Consider the following 22,868-nt stretch of genomic DNA (forward strand, 5'->3'; position numbering starts at 1 on the left):
AAAAATGAATGGAGATATAGACTAACAGGTAGAGAAGCGCTCGTGTGACTTATATATACTGCAATGCACAAAAAAGGCCGTTAATATTAACGGCCTTTTTGTCCTATTTGAAAGAAAGATGGTCTAATTACTCACTAAAAAAATCTAAATTTAAGTTGATTAGACTAATCCACTTTATCAATCTCCAGGCTCACAATCACTCCGTTCTTCTCCAAATCTTTAACGATCTGCTTCGCATGTTCATTTAGCGGGTTGTTTCCCAGATATACCTCGGTTAAATGAGGAATCGTTTCAAGCACAGCAATATCTTGAATAAGATTATCTTGCAGATAAAGATGTTGTAAAGTTGGATGGTTTTTTAATGGTGTCAGATCCTTAATGCGATTATTGTCCATACTAAGCCATTCAAGATTCATCTTTTGGAGTGGTCTTAAGTCTGATACTTGATTGCCGCCGGCAAGCAAACTTGTAAGATTGCGTAAATTTTTTAGAGGTCCTAGATCTTTTATTTGGTTATCATTAATCAATAAACTTTCCAAATTGCGCAATCCTGAAATTGGAGATATATCTGTAATTTGATTTCCATCTAAAGCCAATAGGTTTATTTTTGTCAGCTTGGAGAGGGGGTTTATATTTTTGATTTTATGGCCGGGTAGAACTAGTTCCGTTATGTTAACTGCATACTCAAGTCCTTGCAAATTTGAGATTTTTCTTTTTTCATCCAATGAATACAAGGATTTCATTTTTTTTAAATCGGCTGCTTTCAGTTCATTTTTACCCGATAGCTTTAATTCTGTTCGAATGATTTGTGTTAAAACGGGATCTTTAACGACTGAAGCTGCCAAAGTTGTGGATGTCGGTAATATTAAAAGCATCAAACAAAATACGATTAAACGTTTTACGAATGGATTAGGCATAGTGCACTCCTTAAAATTAGGTTCTACATTCATTCTTCGATCTCTTTCTCTCAACTATGTATGACTATGTACGATTCATGATCCACTCCTTATATGATTTAATAATAAAGAATATACCATGATTTGGAGCATAGTACATGGTTATATTGTCAAAATATTATACTAGTCCAGCGATGCAATCGCTATGTTTATTTGCGGATTTTTCTGTCATTTTGTCCACCATATGTGTACAAAAAACAAAAAAGATGCTACATTGAAATCAGGAAAATTCCTTTTATAACAAGGTTTTAAAACAGAAATTTCTTGTCTCCTGTACGAGGACATACGTATATCGAGGAGGGAATAGAATGTCAAGTCAAGCATTGGATCAATTTTTAAGTTCGAACATCGAAGATCTAAAGTCTAAAGGTCTATATAACGTTATCGATACGCTACAGGGTGCAAATGGTCCGGTTATTCGAATCAACGGAAAGTCTCTAATCAATTTGTCTTCTAATAACTATTTGGGGCTGGCAACAGATAATCGCCTGATTGATGCTTCAGTTAAGGCAGCTCAGACATACGGGGCAGGTGCTGGGGCTGTGAGAACCATTAATGGTACGATGGATCTTCATATTGAGCTTGAAGAAAAACTGGCCCTTTTCAAAAAAACGGAAGCCGTTATCGTGTATCAATCGGGATTTAACTGCAATATGGCTGCTATATCCGCGGTAATGGACCAGCATGATGCGATTTTATCAGATGAGTTGAATCACGCTTCGATTATTGATGGCTGCCGTCTGTCGAGAGCCAAGGTGATCCGCTATAAGCATTCGGATATGAATGATTTAAGGCAGCAGGCGAAAGAGGCCAAGGAATCCGGTCAGTACCATAAAATTATGGTCATTACCGACGGGGTTTTCTCCATGGATGGTGATATCGCAAATCTGCCCGAAATCGTGAAAATAGCAGAAGAATTCGATCTGATTACCTATGTGGATGATGCTCACGGTTCAGGCGTTCTCGGAGCAGGTGCTGGAACCGTGAAGCATTTTGGATTGTCCGACCGTATTGACTTTCAAATTGGCACTCTTTCCAAGGCGATCGGCGTTGTCGGCGGTTATGTCGCGGGTAAGAAACAACTGATTGAATGGTTGAAGCTGAGAAGCCGTCCGTTTTTGTTCTCAACATCGTTGCCTCCGGCTGTAATCGCTTCTTGTAGCGCTTCTGTTGACATTTTGATGAATGACAAAGAACTGATCGAGAAGCTGTGGAAAAACGGCAATCATTTGAAAAATGGCTTGAGCCGGCTTGGATATGATGTAGGCCAAAGCGAAACACCGATCACACCTTGTATCATTGGCGATGAAGTAACCACCCAACAGTTCAGCAAACGGCTCTATGAAGAAGGCGTTTACGCCAAGGCAATCCTGTTCCCTACGGTTCCGAAAGGAACCGGAAGAATACGCAACATGCCGACATCTGCACATTCCAAGGAGATGCTGGATCAGGTGATCTCCGTTTATGAGAAAGTTGGCAAAGAAATGAAGCTGATTTAGTTGCACCTACGGGAGTCTATTTCGGGAGGAATGTCTTATGAAGAAGATATTGGTGACCGGAGCACTGGGCCAGATCGGTTCTGAGTTAGTTGTTAAATTACGTGAAATTTATGGTGGAGATCACGTCGTTGCTACGGATCTCAGGTCATCGTCCCACGAAATTACCCGATCCGGACCATTCGAACTGCTGGATGTGACAAATGATAAGGCGATGTTTGAAATCGCCAAGCGGTACGAAGTAGATACCGTCATGCATTTGGCTGCGCTACTGTCGGCTACGGCAGAGGATAAGCCCCTGCTTGCCTGGAACTTGAATATGGGCGGACTGATGAATGCACTTGAAATATCCAGGGAGCTCGGTTGCCAATTTTTCACTCCAAGCTCCATTGGATCTTTTGGCCCTTCGACTCCCAAAGACAATACACCGCAGGATACGATCCAGAGGCCCAATACGATGTACGGCGTGAACAAGGTGTCCGGCGAACTGCTTTGTGATTATTATTTTTATAAGTACGGTCTGGATACGAGGGGGTTACGATTCCCCGGATTGATATCTTATATGACGCCTCCCGGTGGAGGAACGACGGATTACGCGGTGGAAATTTACTATGCAGCTGTGACGACCGGTCGGTATACATCTTATATCGCCAAAAACTCTAACATGGACATGATGTATATGCCGGATGCCCTAAACGCTATCATTGATTTAATGGAAGCGGATTCATCACGGTTGATACACCGAAACTCATTTAATGTCACCGCAATGAGCGTCGATCCAGAGGCGATCGCTGCCGCGATCCGTGAAGAAATTCCCGGCTTTATCCTGGATTACGATGTTGATCCGAAGAGACAGGCAATTGCCGATAGCTGGCCGCATTCCATGGATGCTACGGCGGCGAAAACAGAATGGGGATTTCATGCCCGCTACGACTTGAGGGCCATGACGAAGGATATGCTTTCACACCTAAGCGATAGACAAATGCTTCGCAAAGCTTAAAGTTATGTTGAATTCGCTGTGTAAAGCGAGTAGAAATACAAAAGAAGCTGCATCAAGAGGTTAGGCGTTACCAAGACCTTTTGTTGTAGCTTCTTTTTTTATCCTCCAGCCCAGTCGTTTCCTTAGTCGGATTCAATTATGCTCTTAATATTTTTAATTGTTGCAAAATGCATTGCTTCATGGTAAATCAGAAAACTCAGTAATTGTTCTGCATTGGTAAAGCTAAGTCCTGTAGAAGACTTGTAATGAGGATTGATTTCTTCTTTCAATTTGCTTGAAATTACCGATTCAACCCTTTCCATTTGTTCAGTTAACAAGTCGATTAATTGAGACAACGTCGGAGGCTCTGTATCCCAGTCAGACGGTTTGGTTCCTGGATCAAACAATTTACTAAAATTAGCAGGATATTTGGTTTCTTCACCAGTAAGCTGGAAAGCGAACTTCTCATGTATAACATACATGTGGCCGAGATTCCATTTTATATTGTTTTTCAAACCTGTTGGAATGATTTCGGATGCAGAGTCAGTTATATTCCTTACATAATCAACTGCCTGACGGCGAACAAATTTCAATTGATCTGCGACAAAATTGCTCATGATATTGACCTCCCATAAAATAAAGTCGCTAATGAAAACGTTAAAGAGAACACGTTTGTGTCAGTGACCAGAGTTACTTTTAGAAACATAAGTTGAGACTCGTTGTGAAAGATTTGCCAACGTACGTTCAAAAAAGGATTCATCATTAAGCGCTCTACTTAGAACCAATGCTCCTTGAATACTAGCAATTGTTTCCTCTGAAATTTGGTCAGCAGTCTCTTTAGAGATACCTGTTTGAACTAGCGCCGCGCTTAAGGCTTCAATCCATCTTATAAAATATTGCTGTATTACAGTAGCGAATCGATCTCTTGTTCCGTCCAAAGCGAATGCACCAATAAGGCATATACGCTGTCCCGATTGAAAATAAGTATCGACCTCTTGCCACATATGATCAATGGCTGCTCGAGGTTCATTCTTTTCGAGCGGTTCAAAAATATTCTTTACAAACCATTGATCAATATGAGTAAGAATTTCAGCAACCATCTCATCTTTTCCACCTGGGAAGAAATAATATAAGCTTCCTTTAGATAGACGCGTACGGGCTGTAATTTTACTTAACGATGCACCTTCATAACCTAATTCACGGAATACCTCCGTAACGAGAGGGACGACATCAGATTTTTCAAAAACAGTACGAGTCATAGGTTTAACTCACTTAGGCTCGGGTGTTCAGCAGGGCGTGTGCCGAGAGGCCAATGAAATTTTCGTTCCGATTCCTTAATCGGCATGTCATTAATCGAAGCGAATCTTCGCTTCATCAAGCCGTCATCAGCAAATTCCCAATTCTCGTTTCCATACGATCTGAACCAGTTACCGCTATCATCATGCCATTCATATGCGAATCTCACTGCAATACGGTTATCCGTAAATGACCAAAGCTCCTTAATAAGGCGGTATTCCAGTTCTTTGGCCCATTTTCTAGTTAGTAAAGAAACAATTTCTTGGCGGCCTGTTATAAACTCGCTCCGATTTCTCCAATAACAATCTTCAGTATACACAAGTGAGACACGCTCAGGGTCTCGGCTATTCCAGCTGTCTTCTGCCATACGAGTTTTTTGAATTGCTGTCTCAAGTGTGAATGGGGGAGTTAAATTATTCATTATTTTTTCCTCACTTTCTAAACTGTTTGTATCAGTATAAACCGATCGGTTTATAAAAGCAAGTTCATATCAAAATACTTTAGCAGACAAACGTGAAGATCTTGTGGTGGACCAAATAGCAGAATTGGTATGTTGTAAAAGAATAAAAACTGGTACTTACTTGATCCCAAATTAAAATGCTAACATATTTCTTAGATTACGATGAGTTTGACTCTGATGAAAAATACAAAGGCAAGCACTCGACTTCATGGTGAGTCTAAGCGTAGAAGAATTAGGGGGATTGATCTGATGCTAATCAGAGAAGCGAATATAAAAGACTATCCACAGTTGAGACAAATTTATCTGGATTCCCGTCGTGAGAGTTTTCATTGGGTTAACACAGATGAAATGACGCTCGATGATTTTGACCGGGATACATTGGAAGAACAAATCCTTCTTGCAGAGGAGAACGCCCATATTCTCGGATTTGCTTCATTGTATGTACCTAACCGATTTATTCATAATTTGTTTGTACACCCCACTGCTGCTGGCAAAGGTGTTGGCGATCTGTTACTCAAACGGGCAGCTGTTGTTGAGGAAGGAGAGCCTGGAGCGAAATATTGGGTTCTGATTTATGAGGTTCATACTTAACATTAACGCAGGAGTGGTTACAATGGATATTCGCGTAGATGATTTGACCGGGGCACAAGTGATTGGGTTAATTGCAGAACATTTGCAAGGAATGGCGGATGACTCTCCACCAGAGAGCATTCATGCCCTTAATCTGGACGGTTTGAAGAAACCCGAAATTACATTCTGGTGCGCATGGGAGAATGAGGAGCTTCTTGGCTGTGGGGCTATTAAGGAATTAGACAAAGAGCATGCAGAACTCAAATCGATGCGAACTGCTAAAAATCATAAGCGTAAAGGTGTAGCTAGAAATATTCTTGCCCACATTATTGAAGAAGCTATCAAACGTGGATACAAAAGGATCAGTCTAGAGACTGGCTCCACAGATTCATTTATTCCAGCTCGCAAGTTGTATGAAAATTTTAGCTTCACGTATTGTGAGGCATTTGCAGATTATATCCCAGATGGGAATAGTACATTTATGACGAAGGAACTGTAGATCTTGTAAAGAAGAGGAGCCCTCATTCGAAGGGCTTCTCTTCTGTTATGTCTCCCCGTTACGTAAGCATGGATCACTTTAATCATTGATTGGAATCCCCGCAGCTGTTAAATGTCCGTGAGTTAAAATTTTTCCAAATTGAGAGGCAAGTTCACTCGGAGTATACGAAAAATCATTTTTAACCCACCATATTACAATGCCCATAAAAGTAGATGCGATATATTGAAGTAATAATTCCTTTGAAATCTTCAGAGGGGTATGATCCAAGCCATCTTCCACAGTATTTTTTATAATCTCCTCCATTTTTGATTGAAAACCATAAATTCTGTTCTCATCCAGTAAGAATGCTTTGTAAAAGGGGATATTGTCCTTAATTTTCTCCAGTATGGTTTGCATCAGTTGTTCAAGCATAGAGCCACTTATACTAGATTTGCTACTCGAACAAAGCTTGAGTGTACTCTTTAACTCATCTAATAATTCGTCCATAGATACATTTAACAAATCGGGTTTGTTCTGATAATGAAGGTAAAATGTATTTCGGTTAATCATCGCCTTATCGGCTATATCTTGGATCGTAATCCCCTCGTATCCCTTCTCATTGAGAAGTTCTATAAATGCTTTTTTTATCGAATGTTTGGAGCGAATGATACGCAAATCGGTTTTTTTCTTCATCATGACCCGTTCCCTTAACTTTTTTTTGTTAGATATACGACATTTGAGTTGAAACTGTATTTTATCTCTCAAAATCAAAATTATTAAACATTGAATGCTGATCTTTCATTAATCATAATAAACAAAAGATAAATATACAACACGTTGACCATTATTTATCTTACTGATCATTAACTCTATTCGAAGGGAAGATATGAAATGAAAACGATAGCGATTGTTGGAGCAGGAGCAGGTTTAGGAATGTCCATTGCGAAGAAATTCGGACAAAATGGCTTCCGCGTAGCTCTTATTGCGCGAAATGAAGACAAGTTGAACCAACTGGTTATTGAATTAGAACAATTAGGAATCGAAGCTGCTTCATTTCAAGCGGACATATTGAATAAAGAAGAAATTGAGAAGGCATTTGCTGCTGTTAAAGAGAAATACGGATTCATTGATGTTCTTGAATACAGTCCAACGCCGAGCTTTGACACAGTAGCGCCAACATTAGATGTAACTGAAGAAAATGCGTTATACCAATTTCAATATAATGTTTTAGGTGCTTTATCGAGCATTAAACAAGTACTTCCGGATATGCTGGATAAGCAAAGCGGTGCTCTGTTATTTACAACTGGAGGTGCTTCAGTCCACCCAGTACCGATGATGGGTAATGTAGGAATTGCAATCTCAGGACTTCGTAATTATATCTTTAATTTGAACAGCGAATTAGCGGACAAAGGAGTATATGCAGGTCATCTTTCGATCGGAATCTGGATGCAACCGAATTCAGGCGTTCAGGATAAAATCACTGATATTTGGTACGACATGTACACCAAAAGAGATAGAGTAGAAGAGTTTATAACTGAAGATAAAGTGTGACTTGAATAATATATTTTAAAGGAGATATAAGAAAAGGATATGAATATCACTGTTTTTGGTGCAAGTGGTGCAATTGGACAGCTTGTAACACAACTAGCTTTGGATCACGGGGATTTCGTTACGGCATATGTTAGAAACCCCCAAAAAATCAGCCTCAAACATCCAAATTTGAGCCTTGTACAAGGGGATCTTTCGAATACTTCAACCATCGAGAAGGCCGTTGCCGAATCAGATGTCGTAATCAGCACATTGGGGCCAGCATCCGATATGTCACGAAAGCTTAAAGGCACGCCGATTGCTGACGGGCACGAACGGATCATTAAGGCTATGAAGAAACTTAACAAAAAAAGGCTCATTACACTTGCGACGCCGGCTTTGCAATCCGATGACGATAAGAAAAACATGTCCACGATACTTCCAGGTGTCTTAGCGAAAGTTTTCCTACCAAACGGTTATGCAGAAATGAAGAAACTGGAAGGAATGATTAAGGAATCCAAACTGAATTGGACAGTAGTTCGAATTATTAATCCCAATGTCAAATACAAAGGGCAATCTCATGATTATTCATTCGGTGATAAACCAGCTAAATTAGGTGTTTCCAGAGAAAATGTTGCTAAATTCATGTACTCTGCCGCTCGTGACAACGCATTGATTAGGAAAATGCCTATTATTTATAACAAATAAATTTAAATGTAGTATTCACCGATTAAGGTGGTTAGTGAGGGAGGATTCAAAATGAAAATCGAGATATGGTCGGATTATGTTTGTCCATTTTGTTATATTGGTAAACGACGATTAGAATCTGCACTGGAGCAATTCGCTACTCCGAATGAAGTGTTTATTGAATATAAAAGCTTCGAACTTAATCCGCAAACATCCATGTACTCAGGCAAAAGTATGCATCAAATACTTTCGGAGAAACATGGTATGAGTCTCGAACAAGCGAAAAAGGCACATGCTGAACTAGAACAACAAGCAGCAATGATGGGTCTCGTGTATAATATCGACCAAATAAAGCCCACCAATACGTTTGATGCGCATCGTTTAACCCAGTATGCCAAATCTGTGGGTAAAGATCAGGAATTAGCTGAGAAGCTGTTCTATTCTTATTACACGGACGCCAAGTTAATTAGTGATCATGATACTTTAGCCAGTATTGCAGAATCAGTTGGAATGAATAGGGACGAGTCAATCGCAGTTCTCCATGATTCCTCCAAATATGCTAGCGAAGTGCGTTCAGATGAAGCCACAGCAAAACAATTAGGCATAACAGGAGCGCCTTTCTTTGACATTGATAGAAAATACGCGATATCCGGTGCACAACCAACAGAGGTATTTTTAAAAGCTCTTAAACAAGCATCTCAGGAACCCTTCGTATGATTTAAATGATTATAAGCAAGTTTTAGTGAACATTTTAACACAACATTTTGGTTTAACTAACTAACTAACTAACTAACTAACTAACAGATTCAATGATGAATGTAAATCTAACCGTGCTTAATAAATCAAGGAGGCAACTGATCTATGATTGGTTGCTTTTTTCATGCATTCGAACGGGCAAAAAAAACAGGTAGTTATCAGAATAAACTTAAATAAGCGAGTTAAAATGAAATAATAATTGCTTCTCAATCCTGTATGCGATATATTGCATATAAGAATAATTGTAATGAGGATGAAAACCATGCCAATTCCTAAAGATTTTGCCTTACCCGTCCGTATGTCTGCAAAAGAAAGAGCGTTTTCTCAGATTCAGCGATGGATTATTGATGGAACACTGCAACCAGGTGAAAAGCTTATTGATGCGGAAATGGCTGAATCTCTTGGAGTCAGCCGAACACCGATTCGAGAGGCATTCCAGTTACTCGAAGTTCAAGGTCTCGTATCGATGCATCCAGGAAAAGAAACAAAAGTAACGAATGTTGAGAAAAACGATATTTTCAAGATGTATTCAACCATGGCTGCTCTTCAGGCCTTGGCTGCTGAAATCACCGCTCAAATTATTATTCCAGAACAGATCGAGAAACTAAGATCTATTAATTTGGAATTTGCAAATTCCATTAAAAATGGTCAAGTGTATCAGGCCATGGAGGTGGATGAGCTATTTCATAATTATATTGTGGAGCTCTCAGATAATCCTTATGTGGCCACATTCAATGCCTCACTCCAGATTCACATTAGACGATTTAAATATGTGTTTTTAAAACAACCTATCACGGCTACATTAGCTTCAGTTGAAGAGCATGATTTGATTATTAAAGCTTTTGAAGGCAAAAATAGTGAGGATGCTCACAGACTAATGAAACAAAATTTTATCAGGCCGATGCAGGAACTGAACGAAATACTTTGAAATGAGGGAAGAAACATGGAGAATAAAAAAGATCTTCGTATTCGAAGTAAGGTAATCAGTGAAGGAGCTAACCGGGTACCAAACAGAGCAATGCTGCGTGCGGTTGGTTTTCAGGATGAAGATTTTAAAAAGCCAATGATCGGCATAGCGAGTACCTGGAGTGAGGTAACACCATGTAATATGCACATTAATGATTTAGCGGTACAAGCTAAGCAGGGCGCACGCGATAACGGCGGTGCTCCACTAATTTTTAATACGATTACCGTTTCGGATGGGATTTCGATGGGGCATGGCGGGATGTTGTTCTCACTACCAAGTCGGGAAGCTATTGCCGATTCGATTGAAATTGTGACTGGAGCTGAGCGTTTTGACGGCGTTGTTGCAATCGGTGGTTGTGACAAGAATACACCTGCATGTCTGATGGCTATTGGACGTATGAACATTCCTTCCGTTTATGTATATGGAGGAACCATTCAACCAGGTAATCTCGATGGCAAAAAAGTAGATATTGTCTCCGCTTTTGAAGCCGTTGGTCAATATCAGGATGGCAAAATAACAGATGAACAGCTTCATAAGGTCGAATGTAGTGTTTGTCCAGGTCCAGGGGCTTGCGGAGGCATGTATACCGCTAATACGATGGCCGCTGCTGCAGAAGCCATGGGTATGTGTTTGCCTGGCTCTTCTTCGACATCAGCGATTTCAGCGGATAAAGCATTAGAATGCGAAGCAGCCGGTAAACAGGTCATCTCACTGCTTGAACAGGAAATCTATCCAAGAGACATTATGACGAAGAAAGCATTTGAGAATGCGATCACCGTTGTTATGGCTCTGGGAGGATCAACTAACGCATTTCTCCATCTGCTAGCGATTGCGCACTCGGTAGAAGTCGATTTAACCTTAGATGATTTTGAACGCATTCGTTTGCGTGTTCCTCATTTGGCGGATCTGAAGCCAAGCGGCCAATATGTGATGCAAGATTTAAACGATATCGGTGGCGTTTCAGGGGTGATGAAGCTATTGCTTGCTGAGGGATTACTTCACGGGGATTGCCTCACGGTAACAGGTAAAACGTTGGCGGAGAATTTAGCGGAAGCTGATCCACTTCCGAATGATCAAGAGATTATACGACCACTCGATAATCCGCTGAAACCTGATGGACCATTGGTTGTACTTCGAGGAAACCTCGCTCCCGAAGGTGCTGTTGCCAAAATGTCAGGCATGAAGATCCAGCAGTTCTCCGGCCCGACCAAGGTGTACGATAGCGAAGATGAAGCAACAATAGCGATTACGAATGATGAAATTAAAGAAGGCGATGTCGTGGTCATACGTTACTGTGGTCCGAAGGGCGGCCCAGGTATGCCAGAGATGCTTTCCGTTACAGCACTTATCGTAGGCAAAGGACTCGGCGGGAAAGTGGCTCTCATCACGGATGGTCGATTCTCGGGTGGCTCACACGGATTTGTAGTCGGACATGTATCACCTGAAGCACAAGTAGGCGGACCGATCGCGTTGCTCAAAAATGGGGATATTATCACCATTAACAGTGATATTCAGGAAATGAAGGTTGAAGTATCAGAAGAAGAATTAGCCGCTCGAGCGAAAGCGTGGGTACAACCTCCGCTGAAAGTAAAATCCGGTGTACTCGCCAAATATGCTAAATTAGTTTCTTCTGCTTCAAAAGGTGCAGTAACCGATTTGATGGAATAGACAACTTTCTATTGTTATGCTTATAGTAGGGTAGGAAGAAACTGCTACGACGAATACTTGAAGCGCAATAAACTAAAAAAGCACCAGCTTTAAAAATCAAGAATTCACCAGAAATGATGAAGAATACGTTTTGTAATGATTAAATTGTTAATCTCCCGTTATTTTCATGAACTGAAAATTAACGGGTTTTTATTTTATCTGGACAGATTCTTTTCTTGCGTCAAAATGACTTGATTCTCATTATTGATAATCTCGTTTAATTCACGCTATTATGTGAGATAAGAACAACCATTTTGTCGAATTGTAAACATATGAATAATACATAGATATGTGTTTCATTGAAAGTAACTGGTTAATTCCCAATTGAGATTACAGGAGGTTGTGCAGATGATGGGAGGGCTGTAATCCTGTTGACTGATAAATAAATTGGTATATAATAGATATTTAAAACAAAATAAGGATAGTGCATTCTTGGTATAAAATGTTGGTTGAACTTGGTATTAGAATTGGTGAACTGAAATAATTAGGTATGAATAAGAATGAAGTAGACAGAGTTATTCAATATTATGTTAATGAATATGAGAAGGGTACTAACTATTTTAACTTCTTATACAATTTATTTTCACGAATATCGAGTTAAGCCTTTGCCTTCCCTCTGTTTCCACTAAGTATTACAAAGATTCAATTAAATTGGATAAATCAAAATCCTCCTGAGTGGAGGTTTTTTTGATTGTGAAATTCAGATATCTATACTTATGTAAGGTTGGTTTTATCAACATATAAGAAGTTCTAGCCACCTTTCATCCAATCCATTTACATTACTACCAATAAGGCAGGAGACATATGATATAAGACCATCTGAAAAGTACGTTACGAATGATTATGAAGAGGAGAGCTGTGCAGAATGGAATTCAAATTTGGGAACGTTGCTATTGTTCTACCCCCTTTACAAATCACAATTATTGGGATCATCATTATACTCTTGTTAGTACGGTGGAGCAAACAATTAGAGACAAGACGTTTTACCGTATTCTTATACTTTTGGATCAGTACACTAGTTATACCAATCTATTCCTATGGTTCATCAGAAGGTGACTTTCAGCTATCGCTTCCCATTGGATTTTTATTGATTATATTATATCTATCAAACCGAGAGAGGTACCACCCGTCAAAAATGAAGGCGAGTCTTCTAGGGCTTTCCATAGCAATATACCAGCTAATTCTTCAATATGTTGGATAGCTACAATTGACGGGGGAGGAGGGATTACGAGTAGTAATTCGATGACTAATATGAAATACCCTAATAAAAAACGACGTATGCCTAGCTCTATCAAGGAGCGAAGTCATACGTCATTAGTCGGTAGAATGTGCAAGCTTTCATAATTTATTTTAAAACGTATTTTGTGATTGTTTTATCCATGTGAATATAAAATGTGTTTGCATCGTGAAAACGAATATCAGCTTGGTGAAAAAGAGCATCATCGATTTCAAGTGTGTTTTTTACTTTTAAGGTACGTGAATCGAAAATGTAGTAGATCGCCTTCTTCGGCTCTGGTTTAGTTGGATCATACCAAGCTTGTGATCGATCAGTGGTCCGAAGACAATACTCTGATCATTGAGTTGCTGTAGCAATCCTTGTGCAGGTAAATCATCAAACGTCTTGGTCGCAATCAATTGATTGTTAGCATTGTACAGACTAAGCTTATTTTATCTTGAATCAGATAGTTATTTTCTAAGGATATATAGAAAGAATCGTACATGTTATGCGCGTATGTTGTGATGTTTATGTATTAACATTAGATCACTGCAAGGAAATCATTACAGAAAGATGGAAGCGGTTTAGTAAGCGTGCCTTGAATGGTTCAGACACTTACATTTTTGTTGTTGCTTTATGCAAAATTCGATAACAATAGGAATGATCAAATATGGTGATACGAACGAAGATGTTACTAGCTATATCAAAGAGCTGAAAAAAATTATAGAGGGACTAAATCCCTTATTTATTTATGTTGAACAGAATGATCTTGAGCATTCCTTCAGAAAAGCGAGATATAAATGTGGATTAGCTAAACATTCAGCAGAAACAACAGCACTGCAAACTGTATCTCATTTATTACTTGCTGGTTTATAGAATATAAACTTGGAGATTTCTCATAGTTATTTTGAAGCACCCCAATATGTGTCCATTTAACCTGTTATAATGAAAATGAATTAGGCCTTTAGGTGGTGTACAAATGAATTACAAGAGTAATAAAGGATTTCGCTTATTAAATATTTACGAGCGTCTAAACAAGGGAGAAATGATCGATAAAGCTAACCTTGCTACAGACTTTGGAGTGACACAAAAGACAATACAGCGAGATATTGACGATTTACGAGCGTATTTGGCTGAGATGCACTATTCTGAAAGTGATGTATCTATCAGATATGATAGACGTAAAAATGTCTATTATTTAGTTCGTTTTGAGAGAGAATGGCTTGCAAATAGTGAAGTCATGGCGTTGTGTAAAATCTTACTTGAGAGCCGTGCATTCGCACGGGAAGAGCTAGATGCATTAATTGGAAAACTACTTAAACAAGTTGTACCAAACGACCGTAAACAAATTCAACAAGTAATTAGCAATGAGCAACACCATTATGTTCCTCTGAAGCACAACAAACCTTTGATAAAAACCATATGGAAACTATCATTGTTAATCAGTAAACGAAAGATTATAAAGTTTAACTATACCCGTCAAGATGGCAGTTCGAAAACTAGATTTGTCAAACCTTTGGCCATTATGTTTTCAGAATATTACTTTTATTTAATTGCTTATATGGAAGATGGCAATAATGAGTTTCCAAAAACATTTCGTGTAGACCGAATTTCAGGTTTAGCGGAAACAAAACGTCATTTTAATCTTCCTTACAGAGATAAATTTAATGAGGGAGAGTTTCGTAAGCGAGTACAATTTATGTATTCAGGTGAATTAATGAAAATTGTATTTAATTTCTCAGGTCCTTCATTAGAGGCCGTACTTGATAGACTCCCTACAGCAGAAATCATCTCAGAAAACAATGGTATTTACACCATTCAAGCTGAAGTTTACGGTACAGGAATCGATATGTGGCTCCGAAGCCAAGGCCAGTATATCCAAGTTTTAGAAGAGCGAAAGGGAGATGGAAATGGAAGATAAAACAGTTCGATTAATGTACAGTCTAACAGCTAATCCAATTTTGCAAGAAATGAAAATTCATAATCAGAAGCAGTATGGAGTTACTCAGGAGTATAACAGTGTAAATCGAAATAAATTATGGGATTCAGCATCTGCAAAAGGTAAATTTAAGCAATCTACTTTTAAGGATCGGAAAATCTACGATGACCCAATAAGCGGACAGCAATTGCATTTCTCACAAAAAGCAGCTCAACGTAGGTTTCGCATGAAAAATGAAGCAGGAGAGAATATTTCATCAGCTTGGGCGAGACATTCTGCTGAGGTTGATCATGTCGTTTCCTTAAAAGAAATACATAATCGTGTCAAATATAACCCATTCTTTAGCGATAAAGATATGAAGGAAATCGCAAATCAAAAGAGTAATTTCAGGGTCACTTCCAAGTCATTGAATACATCTAAAGGTAGTAAAAGTGATTTTGAATTGGCATTCGCGCCTGACAGTAAGAGTTCAACCCCAGGGAGAGTCAAGCTAATACAAGGTAAGGTCGTTGCGGAGGCCAAAGTCAATACGGATATTTTGTCTAGATCTATGAAAAATGCTGGAGCAGACTTTACAGAAGGAGCACTATTTTCACTGCAATCCTCTGCTGTCCCATTAGTAGTTGAAGGTGTGGGTAACTTGTACAAAGTTGCCTTAGGAGAGAAAAAGTTTGAAGATGCTGCCAAAGATATGGGGAATCTAACTCTATCTGTTGCAACTACAGGGGGCACAATACGAGTTGTTTCTACAGGAGTGACACATTTACTTGAAAATAGTGGAAAAGAAGCAATTCGTAAACTAGCAAATTCAAATCAAGTGATGCAGGTAATTACTATCTCTCTAATGCTAAAAGATTCAATTTTCAAATATGTAAAGGGAGAAATAGATGGAAAACAATTTTTCGAGGAAGTCGGAGAGAAGGGAGTAGGAATGCTTGCAGGAACTATCGGAGCAATAGCAGGTCAAGCACTTATTCCAATTCCGGTTGTTGGTGCGGCTCTTGGATCATTGATCATTTCAACGGTATGCATGGATCTTTATCACTCATACCGTAATGTGGATGAATATAAACAGCTTGAGCAGGCATCAGCTAAGATTGCATCTGAAGCTTTGCAGGAGATGGACAGACAACAAGCCGTATTAAAACAGCTAATTCAAGAAGAATATGCCGAGTGGAATGCACATTTTATTAAAGGATATAACATGATATTTAATGGATCTGTATCAGATTCACCAGAACAAATCAACGAAGGTTTAAGTACAATTCTCTCTGTTTTCTCAAAGAATGTCTCTTTTGAAAATCAAAAGGCATTTGATGATATGTTCTTTGATAACAATTCAGTATTCAAAATGTAGGCTAGGGGGCGTTTTTATGTTGTTAGAAAGTATTTTGCTCGGCGGGGCAGTCAGCAGTACCGTAGCGAGGATGATAAAGGCAGATAAGTTAAATGAAAAGGCTGAAAGTGTTAATGTCCGTTCGTTTGAACGAGTAGTGGAGGCAGAAGAAAAGGTCAAAATACAAAGTTCAAAAACGCAAGCCAGCATTCAAAAGCTTATCAATCGAAAACGGGGTATATATAAAACTTCAATTGTAAACTTTTTAGAGCTGTACAGAAATCTACAGAAAATTGAAATGGAGGAGGGAGCGGGATTAAAGGAATTGCGTTCTTCTTTTCTATCTCCAATTGCTGTTGAATCAATGAATAAGATGGTTGGAGTATCTAAAAGTGAACTATCTGATTCTCAAGTTTTTTCTACTTACATATTTTCAGGAATTGCCGGAGTGATAAAAAAAGAAGCAGAGATGAACTTGTCTGCAGCTAATGCCCGTAGCTCGCAATCATTCATGATTGAAAAACAAGCAGAGACAATTTGCATTGCTCTGGATGCTATATTCCAGCGTTCAGAACATATCTGTGATGTTCTACGGAATTTAAATGCATTATTTATCAGATCATTGCAACAATGTAGATCAATTATCCAACGTAACGATAACGAAAAAAATCAATATTCGCAAAAAGACAGGGAAGCTTTCATGATTTGTTTCAACTTTGCCAAAGGAATCAAAGATATATTGGATGTTCCTCTACTTGATGAGACTGGTGAAATTAACTTGAAATCACTTGAATTGATAGAAACAGGAGAGGCTTTTCTTAACAAAATGAAGAAAATAAATATTTGATATAAGGAGAAAATTGAATGCAACAGTTAATGAAAAGAATTGCCGTATCAGATAAATGTGTAGCTTGTGGATCATGTGTTGTAAATTCTGAATTTCTAACAGAAACCCCTGAGGGTTTTGCCATACCTGTTGATCCAGGATTAATTACCGAAGTGCAGTATCTTGATTTTAAAGAAGTAGAGGTAAGCTGTCCCGTTCAGGCCATATCTGTAGAAGATGAATATATCACAGGACATAGTGGGTCTGAGGCACTTGTAAAGCTCAAAGCTTTGATCTCCGAAAAACTGGATAACTTTTCAATTCCTTATCCCTCCCAATCAGATTATGATTTTGTTGAGAACAACTATGAAGCTCCTCCACTATTAACTAAAGACATGTCTGCCAAAGTGTATAACTCATACGATAAGGCAGATAGAGAAGGCTTTAATGCCTTTAAAGATACGATGTACTCCCAGCAAAAAGCACTTATTCAGGCAGTTTGTATTAATTACAAGACTAAACAACTCAAGAAGTTTTCCTATTATAATAAAACTGAAGGAAATTACTTTTATGATATCAATCGAGAAATAGCTAAAACGCTAGGAGAAGTAGTTGTATTAGGGCAAGCGATCTCTAACAATCAGCTAAATCTCCCTGCCGATTTTAGTGAGTTTGACGTTGGTCCTGATTTTGGCTTTGAAGGAGAATCTTATTGTTATCGGTTGAGGCATTTGGAGCGATACGATTGGAATACCGGAATGAAAGAGGCTGAATTTTTCAAAACTTACATCAACGTTGAAGATTACGGAGATGGCTACAAATATTCACTAGTCGAGGCCGAAAAGACATTCCGTGAATACATTGTATTTGGGCTCTCTATGCAAATGTATAAAGAGTTAGATCCGAAAATTGAAACATTGTATAAGAAATATTCAGAAGTATTCCAGGAGACATTAAATAAAAAGTTAAGCCTTTTAAAATCCGAACTGAAAAAACACATTAATTTAGAAAGTTCACCAAATGTCAATCAAGATGCAATTATTCAACAAATTAAATCTCTCGTGAATGAAACTAAGTCAATCCCATTAAAAAAGGAATCTGTCTTTCGCTCAATTGATACAGATTATGACAGCTCTTTTCGTTTTTCATCTCACAGTAAAGCGAGTGAGGCAGCACAAAATCGTGTTTGGCGGCTGTATAAAGAATGCTCAAATTATTTAGAAATTGGAAATGCAGATAGAATTAGTTTTGACTTAGCAAATAAGTATCAGACTCAACTGGAAAGTACGGTCAATACATTTAAGAAGAAGCTACAAGCGATTTATGATAAACATGGTATGGCTTATCCTAATTTCACATTGGAGCTTGATTGCGGAGCGTATATCATACTTGTAGATCTGTCAGATTATAATCAAGTAACTTCTCACATAAATGGGGGTATTCGCGAATTCATAGATGAAAATGTAATAGGCTGGGGCAGAGGGATAGATAAGGAAAACTACTTCTCTTATAGTGATCTAAGCTATGATGTAATAGAATCTATTACATGGAAGCAAGGCTTATTTGGAGAGAAAGAAGTTCCTGTCTTCTGCTATCATTACTTCAGTGGAGAATTTCTAAGTGGTTTTTATAGAGCTATTGAAGCTTGTTGTGATTATGTATTTGAGAGTGGTTATATGAGAACCTTGGTATTCAAGGTCTACGAATCTTTGCAACAAGAAGTGAAACAAAAAATTATACCTACATTAAAAAAATGATAATTTCTTTAGTGATGATCTACAAAGTAGATAACTTGAATTTTTTAATGTACATAGTTTGATGTGGGAGGGGAAGTATGGAGAAAGATAATGAATTGCTTTTACGTAAAGCTTATGAAAAACTGAAGATTGAATTATCTCAACCTGAAAACCAATATATTGAGCGCTCTGCTGTGCAGTTATTGGATGAGTTAAGCCAAGAAGTTCTTAACTGGAATATTAATGATACAATCTCCATATTCGATAAGTATTGGACAGCCACAAGAGCCAATGATATTTCAAAAGAGGGCACAGCTAAAATTTTCCGTTCAGAATTCAATAATATATTTCTTAAAGATCAAGATGTGCAGAATAAGATTCAAAGTTTAATTTTACTTCGCTTGCAAGAACCGCTTGACTACCGTCTTATTAGTAAAATTGCAAATGTTAAATTAATTGAGCAACTAAATAGAATCCCGTTTGAAAATGGTAGACCACTTTTCTACGTACATCGTTTAGAGATTATGATTTTTCCGCAGCTGTTTACTACTATAGCTGATAGAAATAAATTGGATAAAACAGCAAAACTACTTGGTATTAAAAGTGATAAAGTCGCTTTTGAACGTGTACAGTATCAAATCCGTGAAAAGGTAAACGACTTTATTCACAATGAGAGACTAAGTCAAGAAAGCGAATTTATAAAAAGTGCAATTGCCTGGTGGTTACTTGAAGTAGGAAATAATTAATTAAGTAACATGTATAATGTACGTGTATTATAAAAGTTATAAACGATGAACAAGAACATCTTCCTATTGAAGTCGCTATTATAAGCGGCTTTTTTATTTCGTCGTTACAAGTTCTTATCCTACGCCAAGGACAAAAAGCGTATTTAGGTAAGGATTTTTTGGGAGAAATACGCATTATAGATTAACAAACTGTGTTTTTGAAGGTAAACAAAGGCTGCTAAGCATTACAAAATTGAAATTTAGTAATAAAACTAGCCGCTGAGGGACACGAACCTGTTTCAATTCCTGATTAGCGACAATACTAAAAGTCTTTATATACGCGATATATTCTAAACGGAATGGTTTCCATCGACCTTATTACTTCCTGATTCTGTTAAACTCCATTTTTCTATCATTTCTCCAATACATGGCATAAAAATATTTAAAATGGCCCCACTGAAGCAGACAGCCAGTGCAGTTCCTATACCTATGGGTCCATTAAAAATGAATGCCATGACCAGGATTACAACATTAATCAGAGTTCTCGCAAAAAATATATTCGTTCGAGTTATTTTTTGTAGTGAGAGTGTTAATCGATCGATCGGAATCGGTGCAAAATTGGTCTGTAGATACATGGCCGTTCCTATTCCTGCAACAACCAAACCAGAGCCGAAACACAAAAATTTCAAAAACAATAGATCAGGTGCCACCCAAGTCCGTAACAATAACAGCCAGAAATCAATACAAATGCCTGTTATAAGTGCAGTTACTAAACCCAAATATTCAGGTTTCTGTTTTTCTAGCAACGAATTGAAAAATATCATAACTAAAGCAATAATAATCTCCCAGCTGCCAATAGTTAAACCTACGTTTAGGGACAATCCGACTAGAAGAGCGTCGAATGGAGAGCTTCCAAGCTCTGATTGTATGGTCAACGTAATGCCAAGAGTTAGAATTAAGATACCTATTGCATAAATTAAATATTGATTTACACGTGATAACAGCATCATTTCGATAATAATTCTTTTACCATTAGATAATGCGGAATTCCATCTTCCATAAATACATCGGAGGTCGTCTTGTATCCTAACTTGTGATAAAACCCCTCTGCATGTGTCTGTCCGTGTAATTTAATTTTGGATATTCCTTTATTTTCTGCAATTTCTTCCAGTGATCTAACGATTAATTTCCCAAGACCATATTGGCGATAAGGTTTTAAGATACATATTCGATCGAGTTTACCTACGCCATCTCGAATAATAATTCTGCCTGTTCCGGCGGGTAGTTCATTAAAATAAACCAGGATGTGCTCACACTGTCCATCTAAATTATCATAATTATCAAACTCATCTTCAAGTGGTACATTTTGTTCTTTTACAAACACTTCTTCTCTTATTTGCAAAGAGATCTTGAGTTCTTCAATGGAATCTATTTTTTTTGATTTCATTTCTAATAATCCTTTCAGAAATTCATTTTGTAATTATAAACAAATTAAACGTTCTTTTAGTTAATTATAAATGATGATATTTTTGTTGTAAATACAACAAAAATGGGGTAAGGGACTAGAATTACGAAAAGATGGTTCCGATCAAGGTAACCAATAGATGAATTAGCACCGTCTTTATGTGGGGTGTCGCACTTCATATAGAAAGGGATGAAATAGTTATTTACTTCGATACGTATTGTGTCTTATAATTCTCACAAAGATACATATAGTATCCCAAAAGATTTGTAGTGCGCAAGTAATGTAAGAGTGCTCGCGTCTTGGTTCTAGTTTTTGTTGAAAGGAGGGGACAACTGATGGAAACGAAAAAAGCGCCTTGGCGGGAACCGAAATTAGAGGTTCTGGATGTGCGGCAGCAAACGATGGCTGGCCGTGGATACAAACAAATTGATTGGATCTCCGAACATGATGCAGACCTCTATAATCCAGCGTCCTCAAGTTGAAAATCGTATTCTTGCTCAAAAGGTCGCCTGTGGGCGGCTTTTTCGATGCTATGATGAGGGACAAGAATATGTTGCGTAATTCATTACGCGGCTCGACAAACATTGTCTAATTGATGCTTCCACAAAAAAATTATTTCTCCAAAAAAGGCTTATACAGACAGTTCATAATATATAGCGGAGCTTGTTCCTTCAAATCCAATGGTTGAAACACCTGTGATACACCAAGGTGGATGACAAACAAGTCACCTTTGGAAAACAAAAATACATTGGCCCCAATCTAATGAAGGCCTTCTTCTTCGTATACATAAGCGATTTCAACAAAATCATGGTGATGCATCATCGTAAACGGCTCTTTTTTGAATTATTTGTTATGCTAGAACAGCTTCTACACCATTTATAGTGTTGTGAGAGGGGATTGGGTCATTTTGAATACATCTAAACAAACGATGCCTCAGAATTCCAATGATCTTTTTAGTAAACTTGGAATTTATAGCGTCCAAAGTGTTTTTATTATTTTGTTCTTGCTGTTAACCCCTGTCTACTATTTGAACAAATGGGACTTCAAACGTCACAAAAAACGGAAACCTTTCTACACTAGTAAATTGGTTCGATTGCAAGAGCGTTATCCGATTTTCTACGAATTGGCCATGTACGTTCAAAATTTCCCTATTCCTCGTAATGTCTACAAAGTTCTACCCCCTTTAAAGGGCGATGTTCTACAAGTGGGCTGTGGTACAGGTTTATTGAACAAGTATCTTCGCAAGCAGAAGGATGTTCGTTTTCTCAACATGGATCCGAATTTAAATGCTCTAAAACTTGGAAAGAAGTGGGGAAGGTTTGATTCTTATATCCATGCTTTCATTGATAAGCCGACTTCTTTACCTGACCATAGCTGCGATATGATTTTGTTTGCAAGAAGCTTTCATCACATTCGCTATCACAAAAAAGCCTTCTTAGAGAGCTGCAGACTGTTACGTGAAGGTGGATCTATTATTATTGCAGACCCGGTCGTTCTCAAGTCTCTTTCAGGTTCTGTAACGGACGGTGGATATATGGCGAACTCTTCGATTGATGGTGTAATTTGGAGATTTACCAAAGAAACATTAATTACTCACATAGAGCGCTGTCTTCCTCCTGAATTAAAGATTGAATCCGTAACCGAAACGAGACAAGTGCATGTAACGAATTATAATTTATTTGTACCTCAGACAGATATCGTAGTGGTCCTTCGAAAAAGAGAGGCTGTATACAATGACAACTAAAT

The 22,868-nt window shown here is 38.2% G+C and carries 25 protein-coding genes; 17 read left to right on the top strand and 8 right to left on the bottom strand.

Features of this window, described 5'->3' with window-relative positions; translation table 11 throughout:
• Positions 1 to 164: 164 nt before the first annotated feature.
• A complete protein-coding gene (locus tag MKY23_RS15195) occupies positions 165 to 950 on the bottom strand; it encodes a leucine-rich repeat domain-containing protein (RefSeq protein WP_221789588.1) in 786 nt (261 codons plus the stop codon).
• 314 nt (positions 951 to 1,264) lie between these two features.
• On the opposite strand from MKY23_RS15195, the gene MKY23_RS15200 reads away from it, so the two are divergent.
• Positions 1,265 to 2,455, top strand: coding sequence for a glycine C-acetyltransferase (locus MKY23_RS15200; RefSeq protein WP_221789587.1), 1,191 nt, complete (start codon positions 1,265 to 1,267; stop codon positions 2,453 to 2,455).
• 37 nt (positions 2,456 to 2,492) lie between these two features.
• Positions 2,493 to 3,452, top strand: a complete 960-nt coding sequence (locus tag MKY23_RS15205) for an L-threonine 3-dehydrogenase (protein ID WP_221789586.1) — start codon at positions 2,493 to 2,495, stop codon at positions 3,450 to 3,452.
• A gap of 122 nt (positions 3,453 to 3,574) precedes the next feature.
• Here the strand turns inward: MKY23_RS15205 and MKY23_RS15210 are convergent, their stop codons facing one another.
• From MKY23_RS15210 to MKY23_RS15220, 3 genes are read right to left on the bottom strand one after another with little or no spacing between them, the layout of a single operon-like run.
• Positions 3,575 to 4,048: a DinB family protein gene (locus MKY23_RS15210; protein WP_339830571.1), complete on the bottom strand. Its 474-nt coding sequence runs from the start codon at positions 4,046 to 4,048 to the stop codon at positions 3,575 to 3,577.
• Positions 4,049 to 4,108: 60 nt separating this feature from the next.
• Positions 4,109 to 4,690: a TetR/AcrR family transcriptional regulator gene (locus MKY23_RS15215; RefSeq protein WP_154959223.1), complete on the bottom strand. Its 582-nt coding sequence runs from the start codon at positions 4,688 to 4,690 to the stop codon at positions 4,109 to 4,111.
• Complete coding sequence (locus tag MKY23_RS15220) at positions 4,687 to 5,148, bottom strand: nuclear transport factor 2 family protein (RefSeq protein WP_154959224.1); 462 nt, start codon at positions 5,146 to 5,148, stop codon at positions 4,687 to 4,689. The genes MKY23_RS15215 and MKY23_RS15220 overlap by 4 nt, the downstream gene beginning before the upstream one ends.
• A gap of 288 nt (positions 5,149 to 5,436) precedes the next feature.
• Here MKY23_RS15220 and MKY23_RS15225 point away from each other — a divergent pair, with 288 nt between their 5' ends.
• Together MKY23_RS15225 and MKY23_RS15230 are read left to right on the top strand one after the other, a co-directional pair.
• Positions 5,437 to 5,778 (top strand): GNAT family N-acetyltransferase, encoded by a 342-nt coding sequence (locus MKY23_RS15225; RefSeq protein WP_339830574.1) that lies wholly within the window; start codon positions 5,437 to 5,439, stop codon positions 5,776 to 5,778.
• A 22-nt stretch (positions 5,779 to 5,800) separates the two neighbouring features.
• Positions 5,801 to 6,256, top strand: coding sequence for a GNAT family N-acetyltransferase (locus MKY23_RS15230; protein WP_253494459.1), 456 nt, complete (start codon positions 5,801 to 5,803; stop codon positions 6,254 to 6,256).
• Positions 6,257 to 6,334: 78 nt separating this feature from the next.
• Here the strand turns inward: MKY23_RS15230 and MKY23_RS15235 are convergent, their stop codons facing one another.
• On the bottom strand, positions 6,335 to 6,931 hold the full coding sequence (locus MKY23_RS15235; RefSeq protein ID WP_261769257.1) for a TetR/AcrR family transcriptional regulator: 597 nt from the start codon (positions 6,929 to 6,931) through the stop codon (positions 6,335 to 6,337).
• Positions 6,932 to 7,126: 195 nt separating this feature from the next.
• Here MKY23_RS15235 and MKY23_RS15240 point away from each other — a divergent pair, with 195 nt between their 5' ends.
• The 5 genes from MKY23_RS15240 (at position 7,127) to ilvD (ending at position 11,840) form a co-directional block, all read left to right on the top strand.
• On the top strand, positions 7,127 to 7,786 hold the full coding sequence (locus MKY23_RS15240; protein WP_339830580.1) for an SDR family oxidoreductase: 660 nt from the start codon (positions 7,127 to 7,129) through the stop codon (positions 7,784 to 7,786).
• Between the two features lie 39 nt (positions 7,787 to 7,825).
• Entirely contained in the window at positions 7,826 to 8,470 is a 645-nt protein-coding gene (locus MKY23_RS15245) for an NAD(P)H-binding protein (RefSeq protein ID WP_339830582.1), read from the top strand.
• Positions 8,471 to 8,521: 51 nt separating this feature from the next.
• Positions 8,522 to 9,166, top strand: coding sequence for a DsbA family oxidoreductase (locus MKY23_RS15250; RefSeq protein WP_339830584.1), 645 nt, complete (start codon positions 8,522 to 8,524; stop codon positions 9,164 to 9,166).
• 301 nt (positions 9,167 to 9,467) lie between these two features.
• The gene (locus tag MKY23_RS15255; RefSeq protein ID WP_154985648.1) at positions 9,468 to 10,133 is read left to right on the top strand and encodes a GntR family transcriptional regulator; all 666 of its coding nucleotides are present in this window, start codon (positions 9,468 to 9,470) and stop codon (positions 10,131 to 10,133) included.
• 15 nt (positions 10,134 to 10,148) lie between these two features.
• Entirely contained in the window at positions 10,149 to 11,840 is a 1,692-nt protein-coding gene (ilvD, locus tag MKY23_RS15260; protein ID WP_090916349.1) for a dihydroxy-acid dehydratase, read from the top strand.
• Between the two features lie 1,506 nt (positions 11,841 to 13,346).
• Here ilvD and MKY23_RS15265 read toward each other — a convergent pair.
• The gene (locus tag MKY23_RS15265) at positions 13,347 to 13,514 is read right to left on the bottom strand and encodes a hypothetical protein (protein WP_186809640.1); all 168 of its coding nucleotides are present in this window, start codon (positions 13,512 to 13,514) and stop codon (positions 13,347 to 13,349) included.
• 241 nt (positions 13,515 to 13,755) lie between these two features.
• On the opposite strand from MKY23_RS15265, the gene MKY23_RS15270 reads away from it, so the two are divergent.
• The 6 genes from MKY23_RS15270 to MKY23_RS15295 all read left to right on the top strand — a co-directional run bounded on the left by MKY23_RS15270 (position 13,756) and on the right by MKY23_RS15295 (position 19,678).
• Complete coding sequence (locus tag MKY23_RS15270; RefSeq protein ID WP_145414273.1) at positions 13,756 to 13,971, top strand: hypothetical protein; 216 nt, start codon at positions 13,756 to 13,758, stop codon at positions 13,969 to 13,971.
• 103 nt (positions 13,972 to 14,074) lie between these two features.
• Positions 14,075 to 15,016 carry a WYL domain-containing protein gene (locus MKY23_RS15275; protein WP_145414274.1) on the top strand — a complete coding sequence of 314 codons (942 nt, stop codon included), beginning with the start codon at positions 14,075 to 14,077 and terminating at the stop codon, positions 15,014 to 15,016.
• Complete coding sequence (locus MKY23_RS15280; RefSeq protein WP_221789582.1) at positions 15,000 to 16,391, top strand: hypothetical protein; 1,392 nt, start codon at positions 15,000 to 15,002, stop codon at positions 16,389 to 16,391. Before MKY23_RS15275 ends, MKY23_RS15280 begins: the two co-directional genes overlap by 17 nt.
• Positions 16,392 to 16,407: 16 nt before the next feature.
• On the top strand, positions 16,408 to 17,217 hold the full coding sequence (locus tag MKY23_RS15285; RefSeq protein ID WP_090916359.1) for a hypothetical protein: 810 nt from the start codon (positions 16,408 to 16,410) through the stop codon (positions 17,215 to 17,217).
• Positions 17,218 to 17,234: 17 nt separating this feature from the next.
• The gene (locus tag MKY23_RS15290; RefSeq protein ID WP_090916361.1) at positions 17,235 to 18,953 is read left to right on the top strand and encodes a ferredoxin; all 1,719 of its coding nucleotides are present in this window, start codon (positions 17,235 to 17,237) and stop codon (positions 18,951 to 18,953) included.
• Between the two features lie 77 nt (positions 18,954 to 19,030).
• Complete coding sequence (locus MKY23_RS15295) at positions 19,031 to 19,678, top strand: hypothetical protein (protein WP_090916363.1); 648 nt, start codon at positions 19,031 to 19,033, stop codon at positions 19,676 to 19,678.
• 329 nt (positions 19,679 to 20,007) lie between these two features.
• On the opposite strand, the gene MKY23_RS15300 is transcribed toward MKY23_RS15295, so the two are convergent.
• Both MKY23_RS15300 and MKY23_RS15305 read right to left on the bottom strand, forming a co-directional pair.
• Positions 20,008 to 20,667, bottom strand: coding sequence for a YitT family protein (locus MKY23_RS15300; protein WP_261769645.1), 660 nt, complete (start codon positions 20,665 to 20,667; stop codon positions 20,008 to 20,010).
• Positions 20,664 to 21,104, bottom strand: coding sequence for a GNAT family N-acetyltransferase (locus MKY23_RS15305; RefSeq protein ID WP_154891879.1), 441 nt, complete (start codon positions 21,102 to 21,104; stop codon positions 20,664 to 20,666). The genes MKY23_RS15300 and MKY23_RS15305 overlap by 4 nt, the downstream gene beginning before the upstream one ends.
• A 353-nt stretch (positions 21,105 to 21,457) precedes the next feature.
• Between MKY23_RS15305 and MKY23_RS15310 the strand changes: the two genes are divergently transcribed.
• Both MKY23_RS15310 and MKY23_RS15315 read left to right on the top strand, forming a co-directional pair.
• Positions 21,458 to 21,604, top strand: a complete 147-nt coding sequence (locus MKY23_RS15310) for a paeninodin family lasso peptide (RefSeq protein WP_154891878.1) — start codon at positions 21,458 to 21,460, stop codon at positions 21,602 to 21,604.
• A 425-nt stretch (positions 21,605 to 22,029) separates the two neighbouring features.
• Positions 22,030 to 22,866, top strand: a complete 837-nt coding sequence (locus MKY23_RS15315; RefSeq protein ID WP_154891877.1) for a class I SAM-dependent methyltransferase — start codon at positions 22,030 to 22,032, stop codon at positions 22,864 to 22,866.
• Positions 22,867 to 22,868: the final 2 nt, after the last annotated feature.

The organism is Paenibacillus sp. FSL R7-0272 (assembly GCF_037969905.1).
In the GTDB taxonomy this organism is placed as follows: domain Bacteria; phylum Bacillota; class Bacilli; order Paenibacillales; family Paenibacillaceae; genus Paenibacillus; species Paenibacillus polysaccharolyticus.

Bases quoted from the DNA above. Each gene is read 5' to 3' on its own strand.
- MKY23_RS15310 (WP_154891878.1), top strand. From the start codon at position 21,458: ATGGAAACGAAAAAAGCGCCTTGGCGGGAACCGAAATTAGAGGTTCTG.
- MKY23_RS15200 (WP_221789587.1), top strand. From the start codon at position 1,265: ATGTCAAGTCAAGCATTGGATCAATTTTTAAGTTCGAACATCGAAGAT.
- MKY23_RS15195 (WP_221789588.1), bottom strand. From the start codon at position 950: ATGAATGTAGAACCTAATTTTAAGGAGTGCACTATGCCTAATCCATTC.
- MKY23_RS15230 (WP_253494459.1), top strand. From the start codon at position 5,801: ATGGATATTCGCGTAGATGATTTGACCGGGGCACAAGTGATTGGGTTA.
- MKY23_RS15235 (WP_261769257.1), bottom strand. From the start codon at position 6,931: ATGATGAAGAAAAAAACCGATTTGCGTATCATTCGCTCCAAACATTCG.
- MKY23_RS15245 (WP_339830582.1), top strand. From the start codon at position 7,826: ATGAATATCACTGTTTTTGGTGCAAGTGGTGCAATTGGACAGCTTGTA.
- MKY23_RS15300 (WP_261769645.1), bottom strand. From the start codon at position 20,667: ATGATGCTGTTATCACGTGTAAATCAATATTTAATTTATGCAATAGGT.
- MKY23_RS15285 (WP_090916359.1), top strand. From the start codon at position 16,408: ATGTTGTTAGAAAGTATTTTGCTCGGCGGGGCAGTCAGCAGTACCGTA.
- MKY23_RS15215 (WP_154959223.1), bottom strand. From the start codon at position 4,690: ATGACTCGTACTGTTTTTGAAAAATCTGATGTCGTCCCTCTCGTTACG.
- MKY23_RS15210 (WP_339830571.1), bottom strand. From the start codon at position 4,048: ATGAGCAATTTTGTCGCAGATCAATTGAAATTTGTTCGCCGTCAGGCA.
- MKY23_RS15290 (WP_090916361.1), top strand. From the start codon at position 17,235: ATGCAACAGTTAATGAAAAGAATTGCCGTATCAGATAAATGTGTAGCT.
- MKY23_RS15205 (WP_221789586.1), top strand. From the start codon at position 2,493: ATGAAGAAGATATTGGTGACCGGAGCACTGGGCCAGATCGGTTCTGAG.
- MKY23_RS15220 (WP_154959224.1), bottom strand. From the start codon at position 5,148: ATGAATAATTTAACTCCCCCATTCACACTTGAGACAGCAATTCAAAAA.
- MKY23_RS15295 (WP_090916363.1), top strand. From the start codon at position 19,031: ATGGAGAAAGATAATGAATTGCTTTTACGTAAAGCTTATGAAAAACTG.
- MKY23_RS15255 (WP_154985648.1), top strand. From the start codon at position 9,468: ATGCCAATTCCTAAAGATTTTGCCTTACCCGTCCGTATGTCTGCAAAA.
- MKY23_RS15240 (WP_339830580.1), top strand. From the start codon at position 7,127: ATGAAAACGATAGCGATTGTTGGAGCAGGAGCAGGTTTAGGAATGTCC.
- ilvD (WP_090916349.1), top strand. From the start codon at position 10,149: ATGGAGAATAAAAAAGATCTTCGTATTCGAAGTAAGGTAATCAGTGAA.
- MKY23_RS15305 (WP_154891879.1), bottom strand. From the start codon at position 21,104: ATGAAATCAAAAAAAATAGATTCCATTGAAGAACTCAAGATCTCTTTG.
- MKY23_RS15225 (WP_339830574.1), top strand. From the start codon at position 5,437: ATGCTAATCAGAGAAGCGAATATAAAAGACTATCCACAGTTGAGACAA.
- MKY23_RS15250 (WP_339830584.1), top strand. From the start codon at position 8,522: ATGAAAATCGAGATATGGTCGGATTATGTTTGTCCATTTTGTTATATT.
- MKY23_RS15270 (WP_145414273.1), top strand. From the start codon at position 13,756: ATGATCAAATATGGTGATACGAACGAAGATGTTACTAGCTATATCAAA.
- MKY23_RS15275 (WP_145414274.1), top strand. From the start codon at position 14,075: ATGAATTACAAGAGTAATAAAGGATTTCGCTTATTAAATATTTACGAG.
- MKY23_RS15280 (WP_221789582.1), top strand. From the start codon at position 15,000: ATGGAAATGGAAGATAAAACAGTTCGATTAATGTACAGTCTAACAGCT.